At 65.8% G+C, this 20,273-nt stretch carries 17 protein-coding genes and 1 pseudogene; 9 read left to right on the top strand and 9 right to left on the bottom strand.

Features of this window, described 5'->3' with window-relative positions:
- Nucleotides 1-7 precede the first annotated feature (7 nt).
- Both urtB and urtA read right to left on the bottom strand, forming a co-directional pair.
- Entirely contained in the window at nucleotides 8-925 is a 918-nt protein-coding gene (gene urtB, locus G3N62_RS04765; protein WP_034191655.1) for an urea ABC transporter permease subunit UrtB, read from the bottom strand.
- A 55-nt stretch (nucleotides 926-980) separates the two neighbouring features.
- On the bottom strand, nucleotides 981-2,255 hold the full coding sequence (gene urtA / locus G3N62_RS04760; protein WP_034191285.1) for an urea ABC transporter substrate-binding protein: 1,275 nt from the start codon (nucleotides 2,253-2,255) through the stop codon (nucleotides 981-983).
- 224 nt (nucleotides 2,256-2,479) lie between these two features.
- Here urtA and G3N62_RS04755 point away from each other — a divergent pair, with 224 nt between their 5' ends.
- The 3 genes and pseudogenes from G3N62_RS04755 to G3N62_RS04745 all read left to right on the top strand — a co-directional run.
- Nucleotides 2,480-5,917: an ATP-binding protein gene (locus G3N62_RS04755; RefSeq protein ID WP_034191284.1), complete on the top strand. Its 3,438-nt coding sequence runs from the start codon at nucleotides 2,480-2,482 to the stop codon at nucleotides 5,915-5,917.
- A gap of 67 nt (nucleotides 5,918-5,984) precedes the next feature.
- Nucleotides 5,985-6,923: a response regulator gene (locus tag G3N62_RS04750; protein WP_034191654.1), complete on the top strand. Its 939-nt coding sequence runs from the start codon at nucleotides 5,985-5,987 to the stop codon at nucleotides 6,921-6,923.
- A 248-nt stretch (nucleotides 6,924-7,171) separates the two neighbouring features.
- Nucleotides 7,172-7,288, top strand: a pseudogene (locus G3N62_RS04745) (transposase); the annotation flags it as partial.
- Between the two features lie 332 nt (nucleotides 7,289-7,620).
- Here the strand turns inward: G3N62_RS04745 and G3N62_RS35860 are convergent.
- Nucleotides 7,621-7,704 carry a hypothetical protein gene (locus G3N62_RS35860; protein WP_241012851.1) on the bottom strand — a complete coding sequence of 28 codons (84 nt, stop codon included), beginning with the start codon at nucleotides 7,702-7,704 and terminating at the stop codon, nucleotides 7,621-7,623.
- A gap of 581 nt (nucleotides 7,705-8,285) precedes the next feature.
- Between G3N62_RS35860 and G3N62_RS04735 the strand changes: the two genes are divergently transcribed.
- Nucleotides 8,286-10,451, top strand: coding sequence for a hypothetical protein (locus G3N62_RS04735; protein WP_206141148.1), 2,166 nt, complete (start codon nucleotides 8,286-8,288; stop codon nucleotides 10,449-10,451).
- 224 nt (nucleotides 10,452-10,675) lie between these two features.
- On the opposite strand, the gene G3N62_RS04730 is transcribed toward G3N62_RS04735, so the two are convergent.
- Complete coding sequence (locus G3N62_RS04730) at nucleotides 10,676-11,353, bottom strand: hypothetical protein (protein ID WP_124669944.1); 678 nt, start codon at nucleotides 11,351-11,353, stop codon at nucleotides 10,676-10,678.
- A gap of 750 nt (nucleotides 11,354-12,103) precedes the next feature.
- Here G3N62_RS04730 and G3N62_RS04725 point away from each other — a divergent pair.
- Nucleotides 12,104-13,492, top strand: coding sequence for a DHA2 family efflux MFS transporter permease subunit (locus tag G3N62_RS04725; protein WP_124669943.1), 1,389 nt, complete (start codon nucleotides 12,104-12,106; stop codon nucleotides 13,490-13,492).
- Nucleotides 13,493-13,501: 9 nt separating this feature from the next.
- Here G3N62_RS04725 and G3N62_RS04720 read toward each other — a convergent pair whose 3' ends face one another.
- Complete coding sequence (locus G3N62_RS04720) at nucleotides 13,502-13,882, bottom strand: DUF4377 domain-containing protein (RefSeq protein WP_124669942.1); 381 nt, start codon at nucleotides 13,880-13,882, stop codon at nucleotides 13,502-13,504.
- A gap of 138 nt (nucleotides 13,883-14,020) precedes the next feature.
- Here G3N62_RS04720 and G3N62_RS35855 point away from each other — a divergent pair, with 138 nt between their 5' ends.
- The 4 genes from G3N62_RS35855 (at nucleotide 14,021) to G3N62_RS04705 (ending at nucleotide 16,443) form a co-directional block, all read left to right on the top strand.
- Nucleotides 14,021-14,182 (top strand): hypothetical protein, encoded by a 162-nt coding sequence (locus G3N62_RS35855; protein WP_241012848.1) that lies wholly within the window; start codon nucleotides 14,021-14,023, stop codon nucleotides 14,180-14,182.
- Between the two features lie 105 nt (nucleotides 14,183-14,287).
- Nucleotides 14,288-14,527, top strand: coding sequence for a hypothetical protein (locus tag G3N62_RS35850; protein WP_241012847.1), 240 nt, complete (start codon nucleotides 14,288-14,290; stop codon nucleotides 14,525-14,527).
- 92 nt (nucleotides 14,528-14,619) lie between these two features.
- On the top strand, nucleotides 14,620-15,066 hold the full coding sequence (locus tag G3N62_RS04710; protein WP_124669941.1) for a hypothetical protein: 447 nt from the start codon (nucleotides 14,620-14,622) through the stop codon (nucleotides 15,064-15,066).
- Between the two features lie 180 nt (nucleotides 15,067-15,246).
- Nucleotides 15,247-16,443, top strand: a complete 1,197-nt coding sequence (locus G3N62_RS04705; protein ID WP_124608857.1) for a tyrosine-type recombinase/integrase — start codon at nucleotides 15,247-15,249, stop codon at nucleotides 16,441-16,443.
- 70 nt (nucleotides 16,444-16,513) lie between these two features.
- Here G3N62_RS04705 and G3N62_RS04700 read toward each other — a convergent pair whose 3' ends face one another.
- The 4 genes from G3N62_RS04700 to G3N62_RS04685 all read right to left on the bottom strand — a co-directional run bounded on the left by G3N62_RS04700 (nucleotide 16,514) and on the right by G3N62_RS04685 (nucleotide 20,103).
- The gene (locus G3N62_RS04700; RefSeq protein WP_049031193.1) at nucleotides 16,514-16,732 is read right to left on the bottom strand and encodes a YXWGXW repeat-containing protein; all 219 of its coding nucleotides are present in this window, start codon (nucleotides 16,730-16,732) and stop codon (nucleotides 16,514-16,516) included.
- Nucleotides 16,733-16,789: 57 nt separating this feature from the next.
- Nucleotides 16,790-17,953 carry a DUF1501 domain-containing protein gene (locus G3N62_RS04695; protein WP_185733075.1) on the bottom strand — a complete coding sequence of 388 codons (1,164 nt, stop codon included), beginning with the start codon at nucleotides 17,951-17,953 and terminating at the stop codon, nucleotides 16,790-16,792.
- Complete coding sequence (locus tag G3N62_RS04690) at nucleotides 17,950-19,344, bottom strand: DUF1800 domain-containing protein (RefSeq protein ID WP_124669939.1); 1,395 nt, start codon at nucleotides 19,342-19,344, stop codon at nucleotides 17,950-17,952. Before G3N62_RS04690 ends, G3N62_RS04695 begins: the two co-directional genes overlap by 4 nt.
- A 255-nt stretch (nucleotides 19,345-19,599) precedes the next feature.
- Nucleotides 19,600-20,103, bottom strand: coding sequence for a periplasmic heavy metal sensor (locus G3N62_RS04685; protein ID WP_049031188.1), 504 nt, complete (start codon nucleotides 20,101-20,103; stop codon nucleotides 19,600-19,602).
- Between the last annotated feature and the right edge of the window lie 170 nt (nucleotides 20,104-20,273).

The raw sequence follows: 20,273 nt of genomic DNA, 5'->3' as shown, positions 1-20,273 counted from the left end.
GCAGTGTTTAGACTCGCCTCACCTTCGAGGCGAACAGGCCCTGCGGACGCAGCATGAGAATCACCACGACGGTGAGCAGCGTGAGCACGCGCGCAATCGAGCCCGAGAGAAAGAACTCGCTGATCGACTGCATCTGCGCGATGCCGAATGCCGACGCCACGGTACCGAGCAGGCTCGCCGCGCCGCCAAACGTCACGACGAGAAACGAATCGACGATATAGAGCGAGCCGCTCGTCGGCCCCGTCGAGCCGATGGCCGTGAAAGCCGCGCCCGCCACGCCCGCGATACCGCAGCCAATCGCGAAAGTCATGCGGTCGGTGCGCTGCGTGTTGATGCCCGCCGCGTTCGCCATCGGCCGGTTCGCGACCGTGGCGCGCACGCGCAAGCCCCAGCGCGAGCGATAAAGCGCGAGCAGCAGCCCGCCCGTCATCAGCAGCGCGAGGCCCATCACGAACATGCCGCTCACCGGAATGTCGAGGCCGGGCGTGGGCTCCCACGACCCCATCAGCCAGTCGGGCAGCGCCGGACTCACCTCCTTCGGCCCGAAGGTCGACCGGAACACCTGCTGCATGCCGAGGCTCAGGCCCCAGGTGGCGAGCAGCGTGTCGAGCGGGCGCTTGTACAGATGGCGAATCAGCGCCCATTCGGCGAGCCAGCCCGCCGCGAAGGCCAGCGCGAACGCCGCGAGAATCGCGAAGAAGAAATACACGGGCGTGAGCGCGTGCCAGACGTTCTGCGACAACCACGAAAACATGTAGACCGTATAGGCGCCGATCGTCATGAATTCGCCGTGCGCCATGTTGATCACGCCCATCTGGCCGAAGATCACGGCGAGCCCGAGCCCCATCAGGAGCAGGACGCTGAAGAGGCTCAGACCGGCGAAGCCCTGCATCAGCGTGATGTTGAAAATATCGGTAGCGGACATCGAACGCTCCTCGCGCGGCGGCATCATGGCCCGCCGCGCCGCTGCGGTTGACGGATTACATGTAGCCCTTCGGGAACGGATTCGGCTGGATCGGCTGCTCCGACTGCGCGACGACCTTGAACTGGCCGTTCGCCTGCCCTTCTCCGATCAGCGAGCGGCTCCACAGGTGGTGGTTCGCATCGACCTTCGCGTAACCTTGCGGCGCGTTCGCCACCTCGATGCCGGCCGAATGCGCGACCACCTTGTCCACGTCGAAGCTGCCCGCGCGCTCGCACGCCGCCTTCCAGATCCACGGGCCGAGATAGGCGGCCTGCGTCACGTCGCCGATCACCGACTTCTGCCCGTAGCGCGCCTTGAACGCCGCGACGAACTTCTTGTTGTTCTCGTTATCGAGCGACTGGAAATACTTCATCGACGAATAGAAACCCGCGAAGTTGTCGCCGCCGATGCCGAGCACTTCGTCTTCGGTCACCGACAGCGTCAGCAGGAACTGCTTCTGCGGCGTGATGCCCGCGGCCTTGAGCTGCTTGTAGAACGCCACGTTCGAGCCGCCCACCACGGTCGCGAAGATGCAGTCCGGACGCGCGAGCTTGATCTTGTTCATCAACGACGCGAACTCGGTGGTGCCGAGCGGGTAATACTCCTCGCCCGCCACCTTCGCATGCAGATGCTGTTCGATATGACGGCGCGCGATCTTGTTCGAGGTGCGCGGCCAGATGTAGTCGGAGCCGATCAGAAAGAACGTCTTGGCCTTCTTGGTGTTCGAGGCCCAGTCGAGCGCCCAGAGAATCTGCTGGGTCGCTTCCTGGCCCGTGTAGAACACGTTCTTCGACTGTTCGAGGCCTTCGTAGAAGGTCGGGTAATAGAGCAGGCCGTTATCCTTCTCGAACACCGGCAGCACCGCCTTGCGCGAGGCCGAGGTCCAGCAGCCGAACACCGCCGCGACGTGGTCGTTCTCCAGCAGCTTCTTCGATTTTTCGGCGAAGGTCGGCCAGTCGGAGGCGCCGTCTTCCTGAATGATCTGCACCTTGCGGCCGAGCACGCCGCCCATCGCGTTGATCTGCTCGATGGCGAGGCGTTCGGCCTGGATCGAGCCGGTTTCGGAAATCGCCATCGTGCCGGTGGCCGAATGAAGCTGGCCGACCGTCACCGTCGTGTCCGTCACCGCGAGGCCCGTGGTATTGACCTTCGCCGTGGGCGGCGTTTGCGCAAACGCGCCGCGCGGCAGGCCCAGCGCCATCAGCGGTGCGGCGGCCAGGCCGCCGAGCATTTTCCGGCGCAGTGGCGAAGGCATCCGGGCATCGTCATCGAGTCGATCGTCTGCGGACATCACGTTCTCCTTATCGGGTGCCCGATGCGGGTCGCTGCGGGCTGGGTCGAGGTTGGACGCAATGTAGAAAGCCAATTTGACGATCGAAATACGTCAATCGACGTATTCCCGGCGCGCGTGCTGGAATGTAATTTGCATTGCAGGGCGATCCTGAGCGGTGTGGTCCGCCGTGACGCCGTTCGCGCCCCGCTCGTGCCGCTTTCGCACCATTTCGGATCATCTTCATGTCCCAGAGTCACCCGTCAGTGGGCGCGCCCGGTACGCAACGCATCGTCAAGGTGCGCCGCGACTACAACGCCTGGGTTGGCGACGAAACCCTCGAGGACTACGCGCTGCGCTTCACACCGCGCTCGTTCCGGCGCTGGTCGGAGCTGCGGGTGGCCAATACGGCGATTGGCGCGGTGTCGTTTCTGGTGCTGGAGGCGATAGGCGGCAGTCTCGTCGTCAACTACGGCTTCACGAACACGCTCTGGGCCATCGCGGCCGTGTCCGTGCTGATCTGGCTCACCAGTTTGCCCATCAGCTATTACGCGGCGCGCTACGGCGTGGACATGGATCTGCTCACGCGCGGCGCGGGCTTTGGCTATATCGGCTCGACGGTCACCTCGCTGCTGTATGCGGTGTTCACGTTTATTTTTTTCGCGCTCGAAGCGGCCATCATGTCGCTTGCGCTCCAGCTGTATTTCCACATTTCCCTGGCGATCGCCTACGTCGTGAGTTCGCTCGTGGTGATTCCGATCGTCATGTTCGGCATCACGCTGATCAACCGCCTGCAAAGCTGGACGCAGCCGCTGTGGCTCGTCTTGTTCGTGCTGCCCTACGCAGCCGTGCTGTGGCACCATCCCGACCTGGTCGCGCAGTGGACCACCTTCGCGGGTTTCGCGCCGCAGGGCCGCGCTTTCAGCCTGATTGCCTTCGGTCAAGCATCGACGGTCGTGTTCGCGCTGATCGTACAGGTGGGCGAACAGGTGGACTATCTGCGCTTCCTGCCGCCGCTCACCGCGAAGAACCGCACGCGCTGGTGGTTCGCGCTGCTCTCGACGGGGCCGGGCTGGATCGTACCCGGCGCGCTCAAGATGCTGGGCGGGGCATTCCTCGCCTTCATTGCGCTCCAGTACGAAGTCGATGCGAGCCACGCGACCCAGCCTACGCAGATGTACCTCGTCGCCTATCATCTGCTGCTCGATCCGTTGGGGCTCGCGAGTTGGGCGCTGCCCGCGATGACGCTGTTCGTGATCGTCTCGCAGTTGAAGATCAACGTGACCAATGCCTATGCGGGCTCGCTCGCCTGGTCCAATTTTTTCGCGCGGCTCACGCACAGCCATCCGGGCCGCGTGGTATGGCTCGTGTTCAACGTCATGATCGCGTTGCTTCTCGTGGAAATGGGCGTGTTCGATGCGATCGCCAAGGTGCTGTCGCTCTACGCGAACATCGCGATTGCGTGGATCGGCGCGTTGTTCGCCGATCTCGTCATCAACAAGCCGCTCGGCTATAGCCCGCGACATATCGAGTTCAAGCGCGCGCACCTCTACGATGTGAATCCCGTGGGCGTCGGTGCGATGCTGATCGCAGCCGCCGTCGCGATGCTCGCGCATAGCGGCCTGTTCGGCGTGCTCGCCAAGGCGATGTCGTCGTTCATCGCGTTCGGTGCGGCGTTCGCGTGCGCGCCCGTGCTGGCGGTACTCACGCGCGGGCGCTATTACATTGCCCGTGCCGCGCAACCGACCGGCGACGCCACCTCGCTGCGCTGCGCGATCTGCGAAAACACCTTCGAACCGGACGATACGGCGTACTGCCCGGCCTATGGAGGAACGATCTGCTCGCTGTGCTGCTCGCTCGACTCGCGCTGCCACGACCGCTGCAAACCGCACGCGCGCTTCGCCGCGCAGGCCGACCGCGCGCTGCACCGCGTGCTGCCGGGCGCGCGACTCGGCCCCGCCGCGCTGCGCCTCATTCACTATGCGAGCCTCGTGCTCGCCATGCTCGCGGTGCTGGGCAGCGTGCTCTATCTGATCTGGTCGCAGAGCGCGACTTCGATGATCGCCGCCGGACCATCGATCGGCCGCGCGCTCTCGGGTAGCTTCCTGAATATTTTTCTCGCGCTCTCGCTGGTGGGCTGCATCGCGGCCTGGTGGTTCGTGCTGGAGCGCGAAAACCGCCGCGTCACGCAGGAAGAGTCGCAGCGGCAAAACGAATTGCTGATGCTTGAAATCGACGCGCATCAGAAGACCGACGCGGCGCTCAAGCGTGCGACCGCCGCCGCGGAATCGGCCAATCAGGCCAAAAGCCGTTACGTCTCCGGTTTGAGCCACGAGTTGCGCACTCCGTTGAACAGCATTCTCGGCTACGCGCAATTGCTGCTGCAGGCGAAGGAAGAACTCACGCCGATGCGCTACAACGCCGTGCGCACGATCCATCGCAGCGGCGAGCATTTGCTCGCGCTCGTCGACGGGCTGCTCGACATCGCGCGCATCGAGGCAGGCAAGCTTCAGTTGAACATCGCCAAGGTATCCCTCGCCGATTTCGTCGCCCACCTTACGTCGATGCTGCGGCCTCAGGCGCTCGAAAAGGCACTCGCATTCGACGTGCAGACGGTCGGTCGGCTTCCCGCCACCGTGCGCACGGACCAGAAGTGCATGAGTCAGATCCTCACCAACCTGATCGGCAATGCGATCCGCTTCACGTCGAGCGGCACGATCACGCTGCGCGTGAGTCATGTGCTCGATACACTCAAATTCGAGGTGATCGATACCGGCCCCGGCATCCCGCCCAGCGAACTGGAGCGCCTGTTCCTGCCGTTCGAACGCGGCGAAGCAGCCCATGCGTACGATCACGGCGCCGGTCTCGGGCTCACGATCTGCCGCCTGCTCACGCAAGCGCTCGGCGGCAGCCTGGAAGTGGACAGTGAAGTCGGGCATGGCACGCGCTTTGTGGTCCGCCTGTTCGCCCCCGCCGTTGACACGGCAGCCGAAACACGCACCGAACTCGCGTCGATTCGCGGCTATACGGGGGCGCGCCGCACCATTCTCGTCGTCGACGACCTCGACGACCAGCGCGACATCGTCGTGCAGTTGCTCACGCCGCTTGGCTTCGATGTCGCTGAAGCGGCCAGCGGCACCGATGCGCTGCGCTGGCTTGCGATGCACACGGCGGACGCCATCATCATGGACATTTCGATGCCGTTGATGGACGGCTACGAAACCAGTCGCCTGATCTCCGAGAATCAGTTGTCGAACGCGCCCATCGTTCTGCTCTCCGCCAACGCGTTCGCCGATGACCGCGATCGCGCAAGCGCGACCGGATGCAAGGATTATCTGGTCAAGCCGCTGCAGGTGAATCTGCTGCTCGACAAGCTTGCGCAACTGCTTGCACTCGACTGGATTGCGTCCGATACCGAAGCGAGCTCACTTCCGGCGGCAAACGCACCGGCCGCGACGCAGCCGCTCGCGCTCGCCGTGTGGCCGCGCGAACTCATCGAACACCTGCATGCGCATCTCGAAGTCGGCTACGTACAGGGCGTGATCGAACAGCTCGACGCCGCGCGCGAGACCTGGCCCGAGTTGCGGCATCAAATCGACGCGTTGCGCTCGTTGGCGGAACGTTTTCAGCTAAGGGAACTCGAGCATGAACTTGACCGACTCGCGCGCGGCTCGAACGCGTGACGCACGCACCACCATCGCGGCCTCCCCGCTCGCCGACAACCCGGCCGCGTGGCTGCACGAACGGCCCATGATACTGATCGTCGACGACACGCCGGAGAACCTCGCTTTTCTTTCCGATACGCTGCAGGCGCACGGCTACACGGTTATCGTTGCCCTGTCCGGCGAGGATGCGCTTAAACGCCTCGCGCGCGTGACGCCCGACGTGGTATTGCTTGATGCAATGATGCCCGACATGGACGGCTTCGAAACATGCCTGCGTATCAAGCAGGACGGACGGCACGAGCATCTTCCCGTCATCTTCATGACCGCATTGACGGAGAGTGAGCACGTCGTACGCGGCTTTCGCGTGGGCGGCATCGACTACGTGACCAAACCGGTGCAGCCCGAGGAGTTGTGCGCGCGCATCGGCGCCCACGTACGGCGTTCACGTGCGCAGTTGTACGCGGAGGCGGCACTGTCGCTCGACACACGCGCGGCGCTGATCGTCGGCGCGGACGGCACGATTCGTTGGCAGAGTCCGCAGGCTGCGCATCATATCGCCGCATACGCGACTACGCATGACGGCCCCGCCGATGCCGGGCAAACCAAGAACGCACGCGGGTCCGATGCGCCACCGACTCTGCCTGCCCCGCTGCGCATGTGGTTCATCGACTGGCTCGCGCGCGGCGCCCAAGGGGACGCCGTGCACGAAGTCAGCACGGGCCAGATACGTCGCTCGGCCAGTGCGACGCTCGGTCCGGAACCGGGCGAATGGATCGTGATCCTCAAGGAAAGAGACGACACGGCGCATTGCAATGCGCTCGCCGAACGCTTCGGCCTGACCATACGGGAAGCCGAAGTGCTGCTGTGGGTGTCGCACGGCAAGACAAACCGCGATATCGGCGACATTCTCGGCATAGCCCCGCGCACGGTGAACAAGCATCTTGAACACCTGTTCCGCAAGCTACATGTCGAGACCCGCGCAGGCGCAGCCGCCGCAGCGATCAAAATGCTCGAACGTGCCTGAAGAGCGTCAATTCCGGACTCGTCCTTCGTCAACACCGATACCGTGCCTCTCGCCCTGGCGAACGGTTCGTGCGGCGCTATCCCGTAGCGCGGCGCGCCAGCCGCCTGCCCCGCGGCTCCGTGATGACGACACCAACGCAAACGCGCCGACGAGACAGCTTCGGCGAATGAGGCGAGCCCACAACACTGTCCCAGTTGACAGTGGAAAATTCCGGCATGACGTTGTCATTCAGACCAGGAGGTCATGCCGTGAAGAAGAGCAAGTTCACCGAAGAGCAGACCACATACGCGTCGAGGCAGGCCGCGCGGGGAACGCCTGTCGCGGAGGTCTGCCGCAAGACGGGGATCAGCGACGCGATTTTCTACATCCATGGACTGCTCCCAACAGCAAACGGAAGTTGACAGACACGGAAGTCGATTGCGTCCCTCCATCCGGCGTCAGGGCATCGCCCAGCGCCCAACCGGAATTCCACGCGTGCGGGCCTCGACAACTGGCAGACCTCAGGGGCCGTTATAAAAGCCTGGTTCCCTGCTCGCCCGGATCGACCGGAGTGCCACTCGTCAATTCGTCAACGCATCGCCGGTGACGTTGCCACACTGATTTCCGATACGACCGGCCGGTTGCGAGCATCGACCAGATCACACATGCAATCTTGTTCGCGATCGCAACCATGGCCCGATTGGCGCGTCGTCTGGCATTACGATGCGAGAGCCCAGGCGTGCTTCTTGTCATGTCTGGTTGGTGCGGTTCGGAGTACCGCGCGAGCACCGTGTATGAGCAAGGTACGGAGATGTCGGTCGCCTCGCTTGCCGATACGAATGTGTGTTCCCTCGTACGGGTTGCAGGAACTTCATCATGTAAATCGCTGCGAACGAAGCGCGCTCCGCCGCAGTCCAGCGGAGATCGCGAACTGCGTTTGATCATGCATCGCAATCGGCCATGCAATCGAAGCCGCTCATCCGTTCCAGTTGCTCACTGCACAACCCTGTTCCCTGTTGTGGCGAGTCTTTACCGATGACAGCTCGACTCATCGCATAGCCAGGTTTAACTACACACTACACAAATTTCAATAAGTCAAATATGCGGATACAAACTGGCGACCATGTAGTCAACAGTCATTTCGTTAAACTAAATACTTTAAAGGTTCACATTCGTTGACGATTCGACAATGAATATGCTACCGTTCCCCTACTTCACGAGGTCGAGAATCACGACGTCCTCTCTCTGCACGCAGGCGGCAACCGAACCGCCGCTCCCCGCATCCGCTCCCGTTACCCGGTACGCCGGGTACCCGTACGTCCGCCAGTTCGTCGCCGATTGCACTGGCCGCACGTGACACCGTTACTTTCCTACGGAGACGCGATGACACCTCGAATCGACCGACGAGCCTTCCTGATGTACAGCGCATGCAGTGCAGTGCTGCCGCTGCTCGCCGCGTGCGGCGGCGATGACGGTACGCCATCGGCCCGCTCGCGCGCGATCGCCTCGGGGCTCGAGGGAAATGCCGCCCCGCCCGTCCATGCTTTCGATGAAAACGACTTGCTGGTTCCCGGCTTCAAAATGAAGCTCGGCGAAATCAAGACCCAGATCGAGCAATACCAGCCGGCGACAATCGCAATCGTGGATATCGTCAATGCAGCGTTGTCGACCAATACCCTGCCGGGGCTCATCGCATTCGGCGAAGTCACGATCAAGGCGCTCGCATCGTTCATTCCGGCCGCCGGGCCGCTCGTCGGCGAAGTGTTGAACCTGTTGTTCAACCACCTGAATACGCTATTCGAGCGCGGGCCGGATGAGGAAACGATAATCCGTCGCATCGCGACGGACGAGATTTCGAAAAACAACGTCGAGATCATGCGTCAAACGCTGGCGGGCATCAACGACGACTTGCACTTCCTCGTCGAATTCGTGCGAAGAAACTCGCCGCCCTATTCGGCGTCGATGGTGGACGCCATCACCGCGAAGTTCGCGGCGTTCTGGAGCGGTTGCACGATGCTCACGCCGATGTTCCTGATCAAGGGTTCCGAATATCAGGGGTTGACGATGCACGCACTCGCCTGCGGCGCGCAGGTTTCGATGTACGGCGTGTACCTGTCGATGCGCGACCAGCTCTCCCTTGCGCCCGACACGGTCGCCGCGACACTGGGCGAGATGCGCGAGAAGATCTACCAGTACCAGAATGCCATGCAGAAAGTGCTCGCCGGGCACCTGAACTCGCTTTCCGATCCGGACAAAAAGAACGACTACGTCCGCAACTTCTATACGCTCGGTCATGCGAGGTTTCTCGAATCGGCGAAGAGCTATTTCACGGCTATGCACCGGAAGAAAATCGACTTCCGCAACTCGATGGAGATCTACACGCACGACGTCGTACGCAGCACGGCTGATGCAACGCTGCCGTCTCGCACGTCGTACGTGACGGATCTGCTCGCAATCTGCCATTGCGGTTACGGCGGCGATCCGTGCGTCGTCCGCATGAATCAGACATTCGTCGACGGCGCAGGCCGATCGACACACATCGACGCGCAAGGTTGCACCGGCGGCTTCGACAGCGTGTCGGGCAGCCTGCTCGCGATTCGGCACTCGTTCGCCGCGAATCAGTCGGCGGGCGAGTTGACGGATGGTCTCGGCTGCATCTGGAAAGCGTCCGTGCGGGGGGCGAACTTCTTCCGTAACGAAAACCAGTTTCTCTATGCGCTGCAGGTGCAGGACGGCACCGGCACGCGCTATTCGGCGGCAACCGACGGATACGGCAACGTCCTCGATCTGGTCGACAACCCGGATTACATCCAGTCGTATACACCCGGCAACGCGGCAAAACTCGAGCCGGGTTATTTCGTTTCGGCGTTCCTGACCGCACCGGGCACCTATTCCGACAAGACGTGTCGCGAGGATTCGGGCCGCAGCGTTCCATATGCCGGCATGGCACTGCGACACTACTCGTCCGCGTCGCAACTCGCGGAATTGCATGGCGCCGACGTCGGGCTCGAACTCGACTTGACCTGCGGTTTCAGCCTGGCGGATTCGTCGACACTCGGCTCGCCGGCCGCTTATCCGGACGTGATGATCGGCAAGTCGATCCTGGTCGGCAAGCATCTGACCTTCGTCGTGACGAACCGCACCGCGGCACCGATCGCCTGCCGCCTTGTCCCGTTGCTGGCAGACGTGAGGACGACCTCGGACACGTTCGTCAATCTGACGCTCACGGCGCATATTGGGCAACGCGTGCTCGCCACCGCCGCATTGGCCTCGCGCGAAGGCAGCCCCGCGCTGCTCGGCGAGGATGGTCGAGCCTTTCACTATTACGAGACAAACGACGTCTTTCCGTTCGCGCCCGGCGTCAACTACGTGCGGATCGCACGCAACGCTGATCTCGGCGACAACGACTTTCGCTTTGCCAGCCTGTTCATCGTGCCACGTGAACCTGTGGTGCCCACGGCAGGAATCGCAGCGCGACAGTCCGCTCGTCCTCGCCATGAAGTCACCGTTGAAGCCGTCGAGATCGGTTCCGACGTCACGAACCTGTAGAAGGGCGGCTTGGTGTCCGTGCAGTTCAACGTGGCATGCGGCCGCTGCGCGATATGCAAGGCACGGGGCAGGCGCATATGTCCGACCGCGATTCACGCTCAGGGCGCGCGCAGTTACGTCGACATGGGCGGCTGACTCGCAATCAGCATATAAAACGCAAACAGCAAAAAACCCGTAACCACAAGGGTTCTTTTCCACTAGTTACGATTTCTCGAAACAAGTCGCTAAAACCGGTACGAAATCCCGATCTGCAAGACCGGATACCACCGGTATCGCGACATCACCTGTCGCAGTTGATCGAGCCCGCTCGCGACCAGGATCTGGCTCTTCGCCGGTCCGGCCGCGGCGGCCAGTTCCGGCGACAGCGAGTACGAACATTTCGGAATCCCGTACGCGACGCCGATATCGGCGACGAATCCGAGCCCTTTCGACGCCGGCCGATGCCCGTAGCCGATTCCTACGTACGGCATCACGGTCGGATAACGCGCTTGCGCGACCGCATACATCCCCGGCAACGCCGGATAGCGCTTGCCGCCGAACACGTACGTGCCGTTGGTCGGTACCGACACGCCGCGAAGCTCGTCGTCGTTGAAGCGCAACCCGAGCGTCGCGCGGAAGCCGCTGCCGCGCCACGGAAAGATGTCCGCGTACAAACCGCCCTGACGCAGCTTCAGGTCGTCCTGATAGCGATTGCCGGCCACCGTGAAGTCATGCGAAAGATCGATCCCATTGAAATCCGCATGCGCGCCCAGCATCGAATTGAAGCTGACGGCCGCACCGATGCCGACGCCCTGCGTACCGCCCTGCAGGTAGATTTCCTGCGCGTGCGCACTCGCGGCAAACACCACCGCGATGAATGCCCATTGGTTCACTGTCGTTTTCATGGGCGCCTCCCCCGACATGTGCCGGGCGCGACGCCCCGCCGCACGCGGCCTTCGTCGCGATGCGCGGTGCGAACCCCGGCACGACACCCTGCAAGCAAGCTTGCTGTTCGACGGATCGGGAACGCGTTGCCCCGTGCGCATGACCGATACGACATGCGCGGCGCCTGCGTCGCGGCACACGACGCCCCGCGCCCCGATCCGATCCCCGGTTTGTTTCGATGTCGTTACATGCCGCCGATGTGCAATCGTTCTGGCGAATCCGTCTGCACCGGCGGCACCGGGTCAACCGCAAGCCACGTGCCATGCGGCGCAAACCGAAGCGGGGAAGGCGTGACCGGCGCGCACGGGCGGCAACGCGGGTCGCGATGACGGGAAAATGTTTCAGGAACGTATCCGTATTCGGCGCGCCAGGCCGAAAGACGCGATTGACGGTCTTGCACGCCGATCGCGCGATGCCTGTGAAACGAGGCCGGACGGCCGTCAGCGCACGCGCGTCGCCATGGCGATCAATCGTGTGCAGAGGAATGCGCTGGAAAAACGTTGCAAAAGTGTGCCCTCGAAACGGGCGCAAACGACGCCGATGCCACTCCGCACATGGCGAGGCAGGGTGAATACCGATGCGTGCGCATGCATCTTGTCCGTGGAGACGGACGCGGCCATCGGGCCGGGCACGCGCGGACGGCTTCCCGGCAGCCGCCGGAATCGGTACCATCGAACGCCTGAAGGCCGGCACGACGCCGGCCCGGCCGTCGTACCCTGCCTTTTGCCATGTCCCGGGAACCCACACACTCCGCGCTGCTCTGGATCGTCGCCGCTGCGTTCTTCATGCAGTCGCTCGACACGACGATCGTCAACACCGCGCTGCCTTCGATCGCCCAAAGCCTGCATGCGTCGCCGCTCGCGATGCAGCCCGTCGTGGTCGCCTACACGCTGATGATGGCGATGCTCACGCCGGCGTCCGGCTGGCTCGCCGACCGGTTCGGCACGCGCCGCGTGTTTTCGGTCGCGATACTCGTGTTCGTGCTCGCGTCGATCGGCTGCGCGGCGTCCCATACGCTCGGCCAGCTCGTCGTCGCGCGCGCCGTGCAGGGCATCGGCGGCTCGATGCTGCTGCCGATCGGGCGGCTCGCCGTGCTGCGTCGCGTGCCGGGCGAACAGTACGTCGCGGCGATCGCGTTCGTGTCGATCGCCGGCCAGCTCGGCCCGATCGTCGGGCCGACGCTCGGCGGCTGGCTCACACAGGCGATTTCATGGCACTGGGTGTTCATCGTCAACGTGCCGGTCGGCGTGGTCGGCTTCATCGCGGTACAGCGCTACCTGCCGCACGACCAGGCGACGCAGCCGCCGCCGTTCGACTTCGTCGGCTGTGCGCTGCTGTCGGCCGCGATGATCGCGCTGTCGCTCGCGATCGACCCGCCGATGCCTGCGCATCGTGCCGTGTGGGCGGCCGGGCTCGCCGTGGTCGGCCTCGCGAGCGCGCTCGCGTACCTGCCGCATGCGCGGCGGCGCGCGCAGCCGCTGTTCCGGCTCGGACTGTTCCGCGAGCCGAATTTCGGGTCCGGGCTGCTCGGCAACCTGCTGTGCCGGATCGGCACGAGTTCGGTGCCGTTCCTGCTGCCGCTGCTGATGCAGGTGCAGCTCGGCTATACGCCGCTGCAGTCGGGGTTGATGATGATGCCGGCCGCGATCGCGGGCGTGATCGCGAAACGCTGGATCGCGCCGCTCGTGAAGCGGTTCGGCTATGCGGCGTTTCTGGTCGTGAACACGGCGATCGTCGGCTGCGCGATCGCCGGATTCGCGCTGGTATCGGCACGGCCCGCGCCGGTGCTGGAAGGCGTGCTGCTGATCGTGTTCGGCACGGCGAACTCGATGCAGTTCGCGGCGATGAACGGCGTGACGCTCAAGGGGCTGTCGCATGCCGACGCCGGCAGCGGCAACAGCCTGTTCACGATGATGCAGATGCTCGCGATGGGCCTGGGCGTGTCGATCGGCGGCGGGCTCGTGAACCTGTTCGCCGCCGGTTGGGGCTCGATGGCGCACGGGTTCATGCTGTCGTTCGCGTGCATGGGGGCGGTGACGCTGCTGTCGTCCGCCGTGTTCCGGCGGATCGATACGGCCGCGCCGCCGGCCGGTGCGGCGGCGCGGCCCTCGGCATGAACGCCGCCGTCAGTTCGCCTGACGGCGTTCGACGACGCGCTTGAGTACCCAGCGGATCGACGAGCCGTCGGCCGGCGGCTGCGCGACGCGGTATTCGTCGATTTCGAGCGTGTACAGGTAACCGGGCTGGTACGCGAACCCTTCGATGCCGGCGTACCACAGGCTCCACGGCTCGCTCGGACTGCCGCGCACCTGCAGGCACTCCATCGGCGCGACGCCCGTGCAGCGCGCGGACTGCGGCGCGACGTAGACGGTCTTGGTCACGGGCCTGGCGTCGGCCGCGCGGGCAGCACCGGATGCCGTGGCGGCCGCGTCGGTCTGGCATCCGGCGAGGAGCGTGCTGCCGGCAATGACGGCCGCGCCGAGCAGCATTCGGGTCTTGGGAATCATCTGAGGTTCCTCTGGGAGCATTGGAGGGCCGATTAGACGACCCGCGCGGCGAGAAAGTTCACAATTAGCTTACAAAACGCATCTGACCACCCGCATTTCGCCGCGGACGAGATCTTCGCCGAATGCGACGGCCCGCTCGTGCGCGGCGGCACGCCCGAAGCGTCGTATCCGCTGGAGGACCGCAAGCGGCAGAAGCTGATCCGCCAGGTGCGCGCGGAACGCACGGGTGTCATCACGCTATCGGTCGCGCACGCGATTGCGGTGTCGCGCCCGTCCGGCAAGCCCCTCTCGGCGTGCTGATCCGGGCGGTACGGTTGAGCGAGTGGTCCGGGGACGATCCGCGCGGGCCGGCGCGCGATCTTCATCCGCGATGCCGAGCGCAAGTCGCAAACGCCGCACGACGTCGTGCGCAAGCCGTTCGACCTCACGCCGGCCGAGACCGTGCTGGCGCTCGCGATCAGCAAGAACACCGCGCGCCCCGTACCTGCGTGCGATCTTTTCGAAGACGGGCATCACGCGGCAGGCAACGCTGGTGCGGATGTCGTTGAACAGCGGGCTGTCGCTGGGGTGACGCTCACGATGGCCGCTGTACCGCGACCGGCATGCCTGAAACACGTTGCATGCTCGTTCCGCGTGGCCCCATAATCGGCCGGCACAAGCCAACCCGACAGCCGCAACCGGCGCGGGCGACAAGAGCCGCCGCATCGGCCGGCCAATCCGATTCGAGGGCAAACGAGATGGCACTCCGAACGATCAGACGTTCGATCTTTGCGGAACGGATGCCCGGCGCGACGCTGGGCGCGTGGCTGATGCTCTTCGTCGTGTGGTGCATCACGAGTTTCAATGCGGCACGCGGGATAATCGACACGGTTCGACACCCTGAAGTACTCCTTGCGATTCACGTCAAGCCCGTGCTCTGGGCAGGCATCGCATGGATGCTGCCGATGGTCGCCGCGCCCGCGATCGGCGGGATCTTGCTCTTCAACCTGGGCCGTCAAAGGCGCTGGGCCAGAACGTGGACGCTCGGATGGATCTCGCTCAGCCTCGCACTCAGCACGCGCTCGATGCTTGAACACGCACCCGGCTCCACCCTTCGATTGGCGGATTGCCTGCTGGTCATCGCCGCGCTGCTGCTATTGACGCCGAACAGCAGGAAGTGGTTTGGGGAACGGCGCCAGCTGTAGGCCGTGCCCGTCACCCGATCGACTGGCTGACCGGCTGACCGGGATCATCGCGATCGGTACTCGCCGCTTTCTTTGCCGCGCACCGTTCAGGTACCATCGGCGCTTCCCGATACGCTTTGACGCGTTGCCATCGTCCGCCCGGCCAGGTCCGCGCGGTTCGCGCAACGCGCCGCCCCTCGCATGCCCTCTCCCGTTCCGTCCGACGCCGTGCTGCGCCCGCTGCCGATCGATGCGCTGACCGTGCCGGCGGCGCTCGATGGCCGCACGGGCACCAACCGCTCGGGCAGCGCGCATCCGCAGATCGCCGCAACCCATGATCTCGACGCCGTGCGCGCGTGGCTCGCGCGCTTCGTCGATACGCCGACCACGTTCCAGAACTACCGCAAGGAAGCCGAACGCCTGCTGCTGTGGGCCGTGATCGCCTGCGGCAAGCCGCTGTCGTCGCTCACGCACGAGGATCTCGTCGTCTACCGGCAGTTCCTGCTTGCGCCGGCACCAGCCGAGTTGTGGTGCGCGAACGGCGGCCGCAAGCATCCGCGCGACGATCCGCGCTGGCGGCCGTTCTACGGGCCGCTGTCGCCGGCCAGCCAGCGGCAGGCGCTGGTGATCCTGAACGTGATGTTCTCGTGGCTCGTGCAGGCCGGCTATCTGGCCGGCAATCCGCTCGCGTTGTCGCGGCAGCGCCAGCGCCGTCCCGCGCCGCGCGTCACGCGCCATCTCGGGCAGCCGCTGTGGCAGTCGGTCAAGGAGGCGATCGCCGCGATGCCGCGCGACGATGCGCGCACGCGCTTCCATGCGGATCGCGCGCGCTGGCTGTTCACGCTGCTGTATCTCGGCGGGCTGCGCATCACCGAAGCGGCCGACACGACGATGGGCCAGTTCTTCTGCCGGCGCGACGCGAACGGGCACGATCGCTGGTGGCTCGACGTGACGGGCAAGGGTGGCCGGCAGCGGCTCGTGCCGGCCACCGACGAGATGATGGCCGAGCTGGCGCGCTACCGGCGCGCCCACGGGATGCCGGCGCTGCCGTCCGACGGCGAACCGACGCCACTCGTGCTGCCGGCCGGCCAGGTACGCAAGCCGCTCACGCGCGCGGCGCTGCACCGGATCGTGAAGCAGGTATTCCGGCAGGCGGCCGACCGGTTGCGTGCGAACGGCGAAGCCGGCGACCAGCAGGCGCGCGTGCTCGAACAGGCGTCCGCGCACTGGCTGCGTCACAGCGCGGGCTCGCACATGGCCGATGGCCGCGTCGACCTGCGGCTCGTGCGCGACAACCTCGGCCACGCATCGCTCACGACGACGAGCCAGTACCTGCACGCGGACGACGACTGGCGGCATCGCGAAACGGAGGAGAAACACCGGATCGGGTGGGACTAGGCGGCGTGCCGCCGCGCCAATACGCGCCCCCACTTCCCGGCCTCCCCGTCGCTCGGCACGTCACGCGAGGTCAGTACACGGCCACCCAGTGCCCGGGCACCCACGCCCAGTGATTGCCGGCCCATCGGTAATGCCCCTTCGCCCAGCGATAACCGGGCGCCGGTGGCGGCGGCGCCACTTCGACGACGGGCGCCGGCTGCGGCGGCCGCACGGGTTCGACCACGCAGGCGGACATCAGCACGGCACTCGCGCTCACCAGCATGGCCAACGAAACGGTCCGGATCTTCATCATCAATTCTCCCTGTTATGTCATGGTCCAGCGAGGACGAGCGCGGCCTGGGCCGCGTCATGCCGCGCCGCGAATCAGGCCGGTCATCGGCCGCGTCGCGCCGCTTTCCGCGAACAGCGCGGATGCGGTGCGGCGCGGATCGAGCCGCAGGCTTTCGGCGACCGCGCCGGCGATCAGCGCGTCGAGCGACGCGGTCGGCTTCAGGTCGCGCCCTTCGTACAGGTCACCCGGCCGCAGCCCCGGCCAGTCGGCGATCACACGGCCGCCGGCAACCGCACCGCCCGCTAGCATCGCGACCGACGCCTGCCCGTGATCGGTGCCGCCCGTGCCGTTGACCGCCGCCGTGCGGCCGAACTCGGTCGCGACCAGCACCGTGGTCTGCTGCCACGCGGACCCGAGGCCGTCGCGCAACGCGGCAAGCATCGTGTCGAGCGCTTTCAACTGGTTCGCGAGTCGCGCGTTCTGCGCGCTGTGCGTGTCCCAGCCGCCCGTCTCGATCATCGCGATCCGCGGGCCGTCGTCGCGCGCGAGGAACGTCGCCGCGAGCTTGCCGACGCCGGCGGGATCCTGCCGCGCCTGCGCATCACCGGCGAGGCCGCGCGCGTCCATCGCCGACTGCCACAGCGGGCCGAGCTGCGCATCGGCCTCGTAGAGCGACGACACGCGCGCGAGCAGGTCGTCCGGCGCGGCCGGCAAACCGGATGGCGCATACGACGCGGCCTGCACGGTGCCGCGCAACGCGAGCGGCACGGTCGGCGCGAACGCGATCGCGCTTTCACGCGTCGCGGGCAGCAGCGCGGCAAGCCGGTTCAGCCAGCCGTCCTTCACCTGGTACGGCGCACGGCCGCCCGTTTCGAGCACGTTCTGGCCGTCGAAATGCGAGCGGTCGCGGTACGGCGACGCGATCGCATGAACGAACAGCGCCTGCCCGTCGCGGTACAGCTGCGCGGTCCGCGCGAGCGACGGGTGCAGCGCGAACGTGCCGTCGAGCCGCGTTGCTGCCGCCGTGTCGATCGCGAGCGGACCGCGCAGCGACGCATACGCGGGCTCCGCATACGGGACGACGATGTTCAGGCCGTCGGCCGCGCCGCGCTGGATCACGAACACGAAGCGGCGGTCGGTCGCGACGTTCGCGAACACGATCCGCGGCGCGACGAGGATCGCACCCGCGCCGGCGGCGGCAACGCTCAGGAATTGTCGGCGTGACAGGGCCATGGTCATCTCCGTTGGAAATCGGGCGAGACGAGCAGCAACGCGAGCGATGTCGTCGCGCTTTCCGCGCGCGACAGTGCGGTCGCGGTCGGCGTGCTCATCGAACCGGCGAGCAGCGTGTTGCCGAGCGTGCGCGGATCGAGCCGGTCGCCCGTGCGCGCGGCCAGCCGCTGTGCAATCTCGACGCGCCGCACGAGCGCGTCGGGCGCGGCCCAGCTCGCGGCGACGTCGTCGTAGCCGGCCGGCGAGCCCGGCCGCCACACCGGCTGGCCGAGCTGCGCGAGCAGCGGCGCGGCCTTCAGGTCGCCCGTGTCGCGCCAGCCGAGCCCGCGCAGCGACGACACGGCCCACTCCCACGGCGTCTTGAACTTGCGATTGACCGGCGACCACGCGTCGGGCGCATCGACGAGCGCGCGATAGACGGTCGGCAGGTCGCCGCCGCTCGCATCGAACGCGCGGGCCAGCCGGTCGGTCAGCTCGGGCGGCGGATTGTCGGCGACGAAATGACGGGCGAGCTGGAACGCGATGTGCCGGCCCGTCGCATCCGAACGCGCGAGGTCGTGCAGGATCGCGCGTGCCTGGGCTTCGCCCGGCTGGTCGTAGGTGCGCCCCATCACCGTGCGCGTGCCCGGTTCGTGCAGCTTCGGGCGAAACACGAACGCACCGGGCGCGGCATCGCCCGGCTGCGGCCCTCGCCCGCCGGCGATGCTCCAGCCGGTCAGCGCACGCGCGAATTCCGTCACGTCCGCTTGCGTGTAGCCCGTGCGCACGCCGAGCGTATGCAGCTCCATGATTTCGCGCGCGAGGTTCTCGTTCAGCCCGCGCCTTGCCGACGGGTTGCGTGCCTCGGCGCGCAGCGCGGCCGGGCTGTCCGGGCCGACCGAGCGCGCCTGGTCGAGGAACACCTGCATCGCGGGATGCTGCTCGACGGCGACGAGCATGTCCTCGAAACGACCGAGCACGTGCGGGCGGATCGCGTCGCGTTCGAACGCGCCCGCATACGCGGCCACCTGCCCCTTGTCGACCGACACCGCGAAATGGTTCGCCCAGAAATGCACGAGATGTTCGAGGAATGGCGTGGACGTGTTCAACGCGCTGTTCATGCGTGCGGTGACGGCACTGCGATACGCGTCGTAGCCGTCACGCCGGATCGACTGCGCGGTCGCGCGCTTCGCAGCCGCATCGTCGCCCGTCATCGTGTTGCGCGCGCTCGCGAAGCGCGTCGCGAGCGCAACCGCATCGGGCTCGCCGGCCCACGCGGCGGGCCGCGCATCGTAACGGTCGAATTGCGCGACGAGCGCCGCCTTCGGGTCGGCAGGCGGCGCTTCGTCGGCGCGCGCGCCGAGACCGAAGCGGTTCAGCGCGATCGCGGCCGGCGTAATGTCGTTCGGGTGGTCCATGACGTGCTCTCTCGCGGTGCGTACCCCTGTTCAACGCGGGCGCACCGGGAAATCCGTCGCGGGAATCGCAAATAAATATCGATCGGGGAACGCGGGCGCAGTGACCGGCGGAAGGCTCGTCGCACGGCAGCGCACGTCACGAATGAACGAACAACGACGATGACGACGCAGGCCAGCGGAAACGGCGCACGCATTGCACGTGACCGAGCGCGCGCGACGGCACCACGCGGATCGCGCGCCGCCGTCACGCAAGGCTCACTGACTCGCCGGCGGGTCAGGCTTCTTCTGCAGCTTCGGCGGCAAGCGCCAGTTGCCGCTGTGCTGCAACCCGTCGACGAATTTCATACGCTCGTCGGGCGTCAGCGTCGCCGCGAAATCGACGACGCTGCGCTCGACCTGCGCACGCATCGCGGTATCGGCCGCGCGCGTGCGATCGAGCGCGGCGTCGATCGCCGCGCGATCGAGTTGCGGCGCGGCGAGCAGGTCCAGCACGGTGATCCGGCCGTCTCGCCCTTCGCGCGCAAAATCGCGGCCGGTCTTGCGCGCCGCCTTCAACGCGGCGGCGAATTCGCGCTGTCGCGCCTCGGGCAATTCGTCCGCCGCGAAACGCAACGCGGTGCGCGATGCCGGTGCGCCCGCCGCATGCAGGTCGCGATGCGTCGAGAACCACTGATAGGCACCGCCGCCGATCGCGCCGAGCATGAACACGTTCAGCACGACCGAGCCGACGAGGATGAATTTCCAGCCACGTTCAGTCATTCATCGCTCCAATCGATGCTCGGACCACCGAACGTCGTCGTCAGATAGCCCGATTCATGCTGTGACGGCGGCGCGCTGCCGAGCATCAGCATCGACACGGCCACCGCGCCCGCGAGCGCACCGGCCAGGCCGACGCCCGCGAACGCCGCGCCCGACCACCACACATTGCA

Source organism: Burkholderia sp. Tr-20355, assembly GCF_017104685.1.
GTDB lineage: Bacteria > Pseudomonadota > Gammaproteobacteria > Burkholderiales > Burkholderiaceae > Burkholderia > Burkholderia seminalis.
Note: the sequence above shows the minus strand (reverse complement) of the source record. Positions and strands in the feature narration are given on the sequence as shown.

Excerpts from the sequence above, each read along its gene's own strand:
- G3N62_RS04690 (WP_124669939.1), bottom strand. The coding sequence starts at position 19,344 with ATGGACCACCCGAACGACATTACGCCGGCCGCGATCGCGCTGAACCGC.
- G3N62_RS04725 (WP_124669943.1), top strand. The coding sequence starts at position 12,104 with ATGTCCCGGGAACCCACACACTCCGCGCTGCTCTGGATCGTCGCCGCT.
- G3N62_RS04720 (WP_124669942.1), bottom strand. The coding sequence starts at position 13,882 with ATGATTCCCAAGACCCGAATGCTGCTCGGCGCGGCCGTCATTGCCGGC.
- G3N62_RS04755 (WP_034191284.1), top strand. The coding sequence starts at position 2,480 with ATGTCCCAGAGTCACCCGTCAGTGGGCGCGCCCGGTACGCAACGCATC.
- G3N62_RS04730 (WP_124669944.1), bottom strand. The coding sequence starts at position 11,353 with ATGTCGGGGGAGGCGCCCATGAAAACGACAGTGAACCAATGGGCATTC.
- G3N62_RS04705 (WP_124608857.1), top strand. The coding sequence starts at position 15,247 with ATGCCCTCTCCCGTTCCGTCCGACGCCGTGCTGCGCCCGCTGCCGATC.
- G3N62_RS04700 (WP_049031193.1), bottom strand. The coding sequence starts at position 16,732 with ATGAAGATCCGGACCGTTTCGTTGGCCATGCTGGTGAGCGCGAGTGCC.
- urtA (WP_034191285.1), bottom strand. The coding sequence starts at position 2,255 with ATGTCCGCAGACGATCGACTCGATGACGATGCCCGGATGCCTTCGCCA.
- urtB (WP_034191655.1), bottom strand. The coding sequence starts at position 925 with ATGTCCGCTACCGATATTTTCAACATCACGCTGATGCAGGGCTTCGCC.
- G3N62_RS04735 (WP_206141148.1), top strand. The coding sequence starts at position 8,286 with ATGACACCTCGAATCGACCGACGAGCCTTCCTGATGTACAGCGCATGC.
- G3N62_RS04750 (WP_034191654.1), top strand. The coding sequence starts at position 5,985 with ATGATACTGATCGTCGACGACACGCCGGAGAACCTCGCTTTTCTTTCC.
- G3N62_RS04695 (WP_185733075.1), bottom strand. The coding sequence starts at position 17,953 with ATGACCATGGCCCTGTCACGCCGACAATTCCTGAGCGTTGCCGCCGCC.
- G3N62_RS04685 (WP_049031188.1), bottom strand. The coding sequence starts at position 20,103 with ATGACTGAACGTGGCTGGAAATTCATCCTCGTCGGCTCGGTCGTGCTG.
- G3N62_RS04710 (WP_124669941.1), top strand. The coding sequence starts at position 14,620 with ATGGCACTCCGAACGATCAGACGTTCGATCTTTGCGGAACGGATGCCC.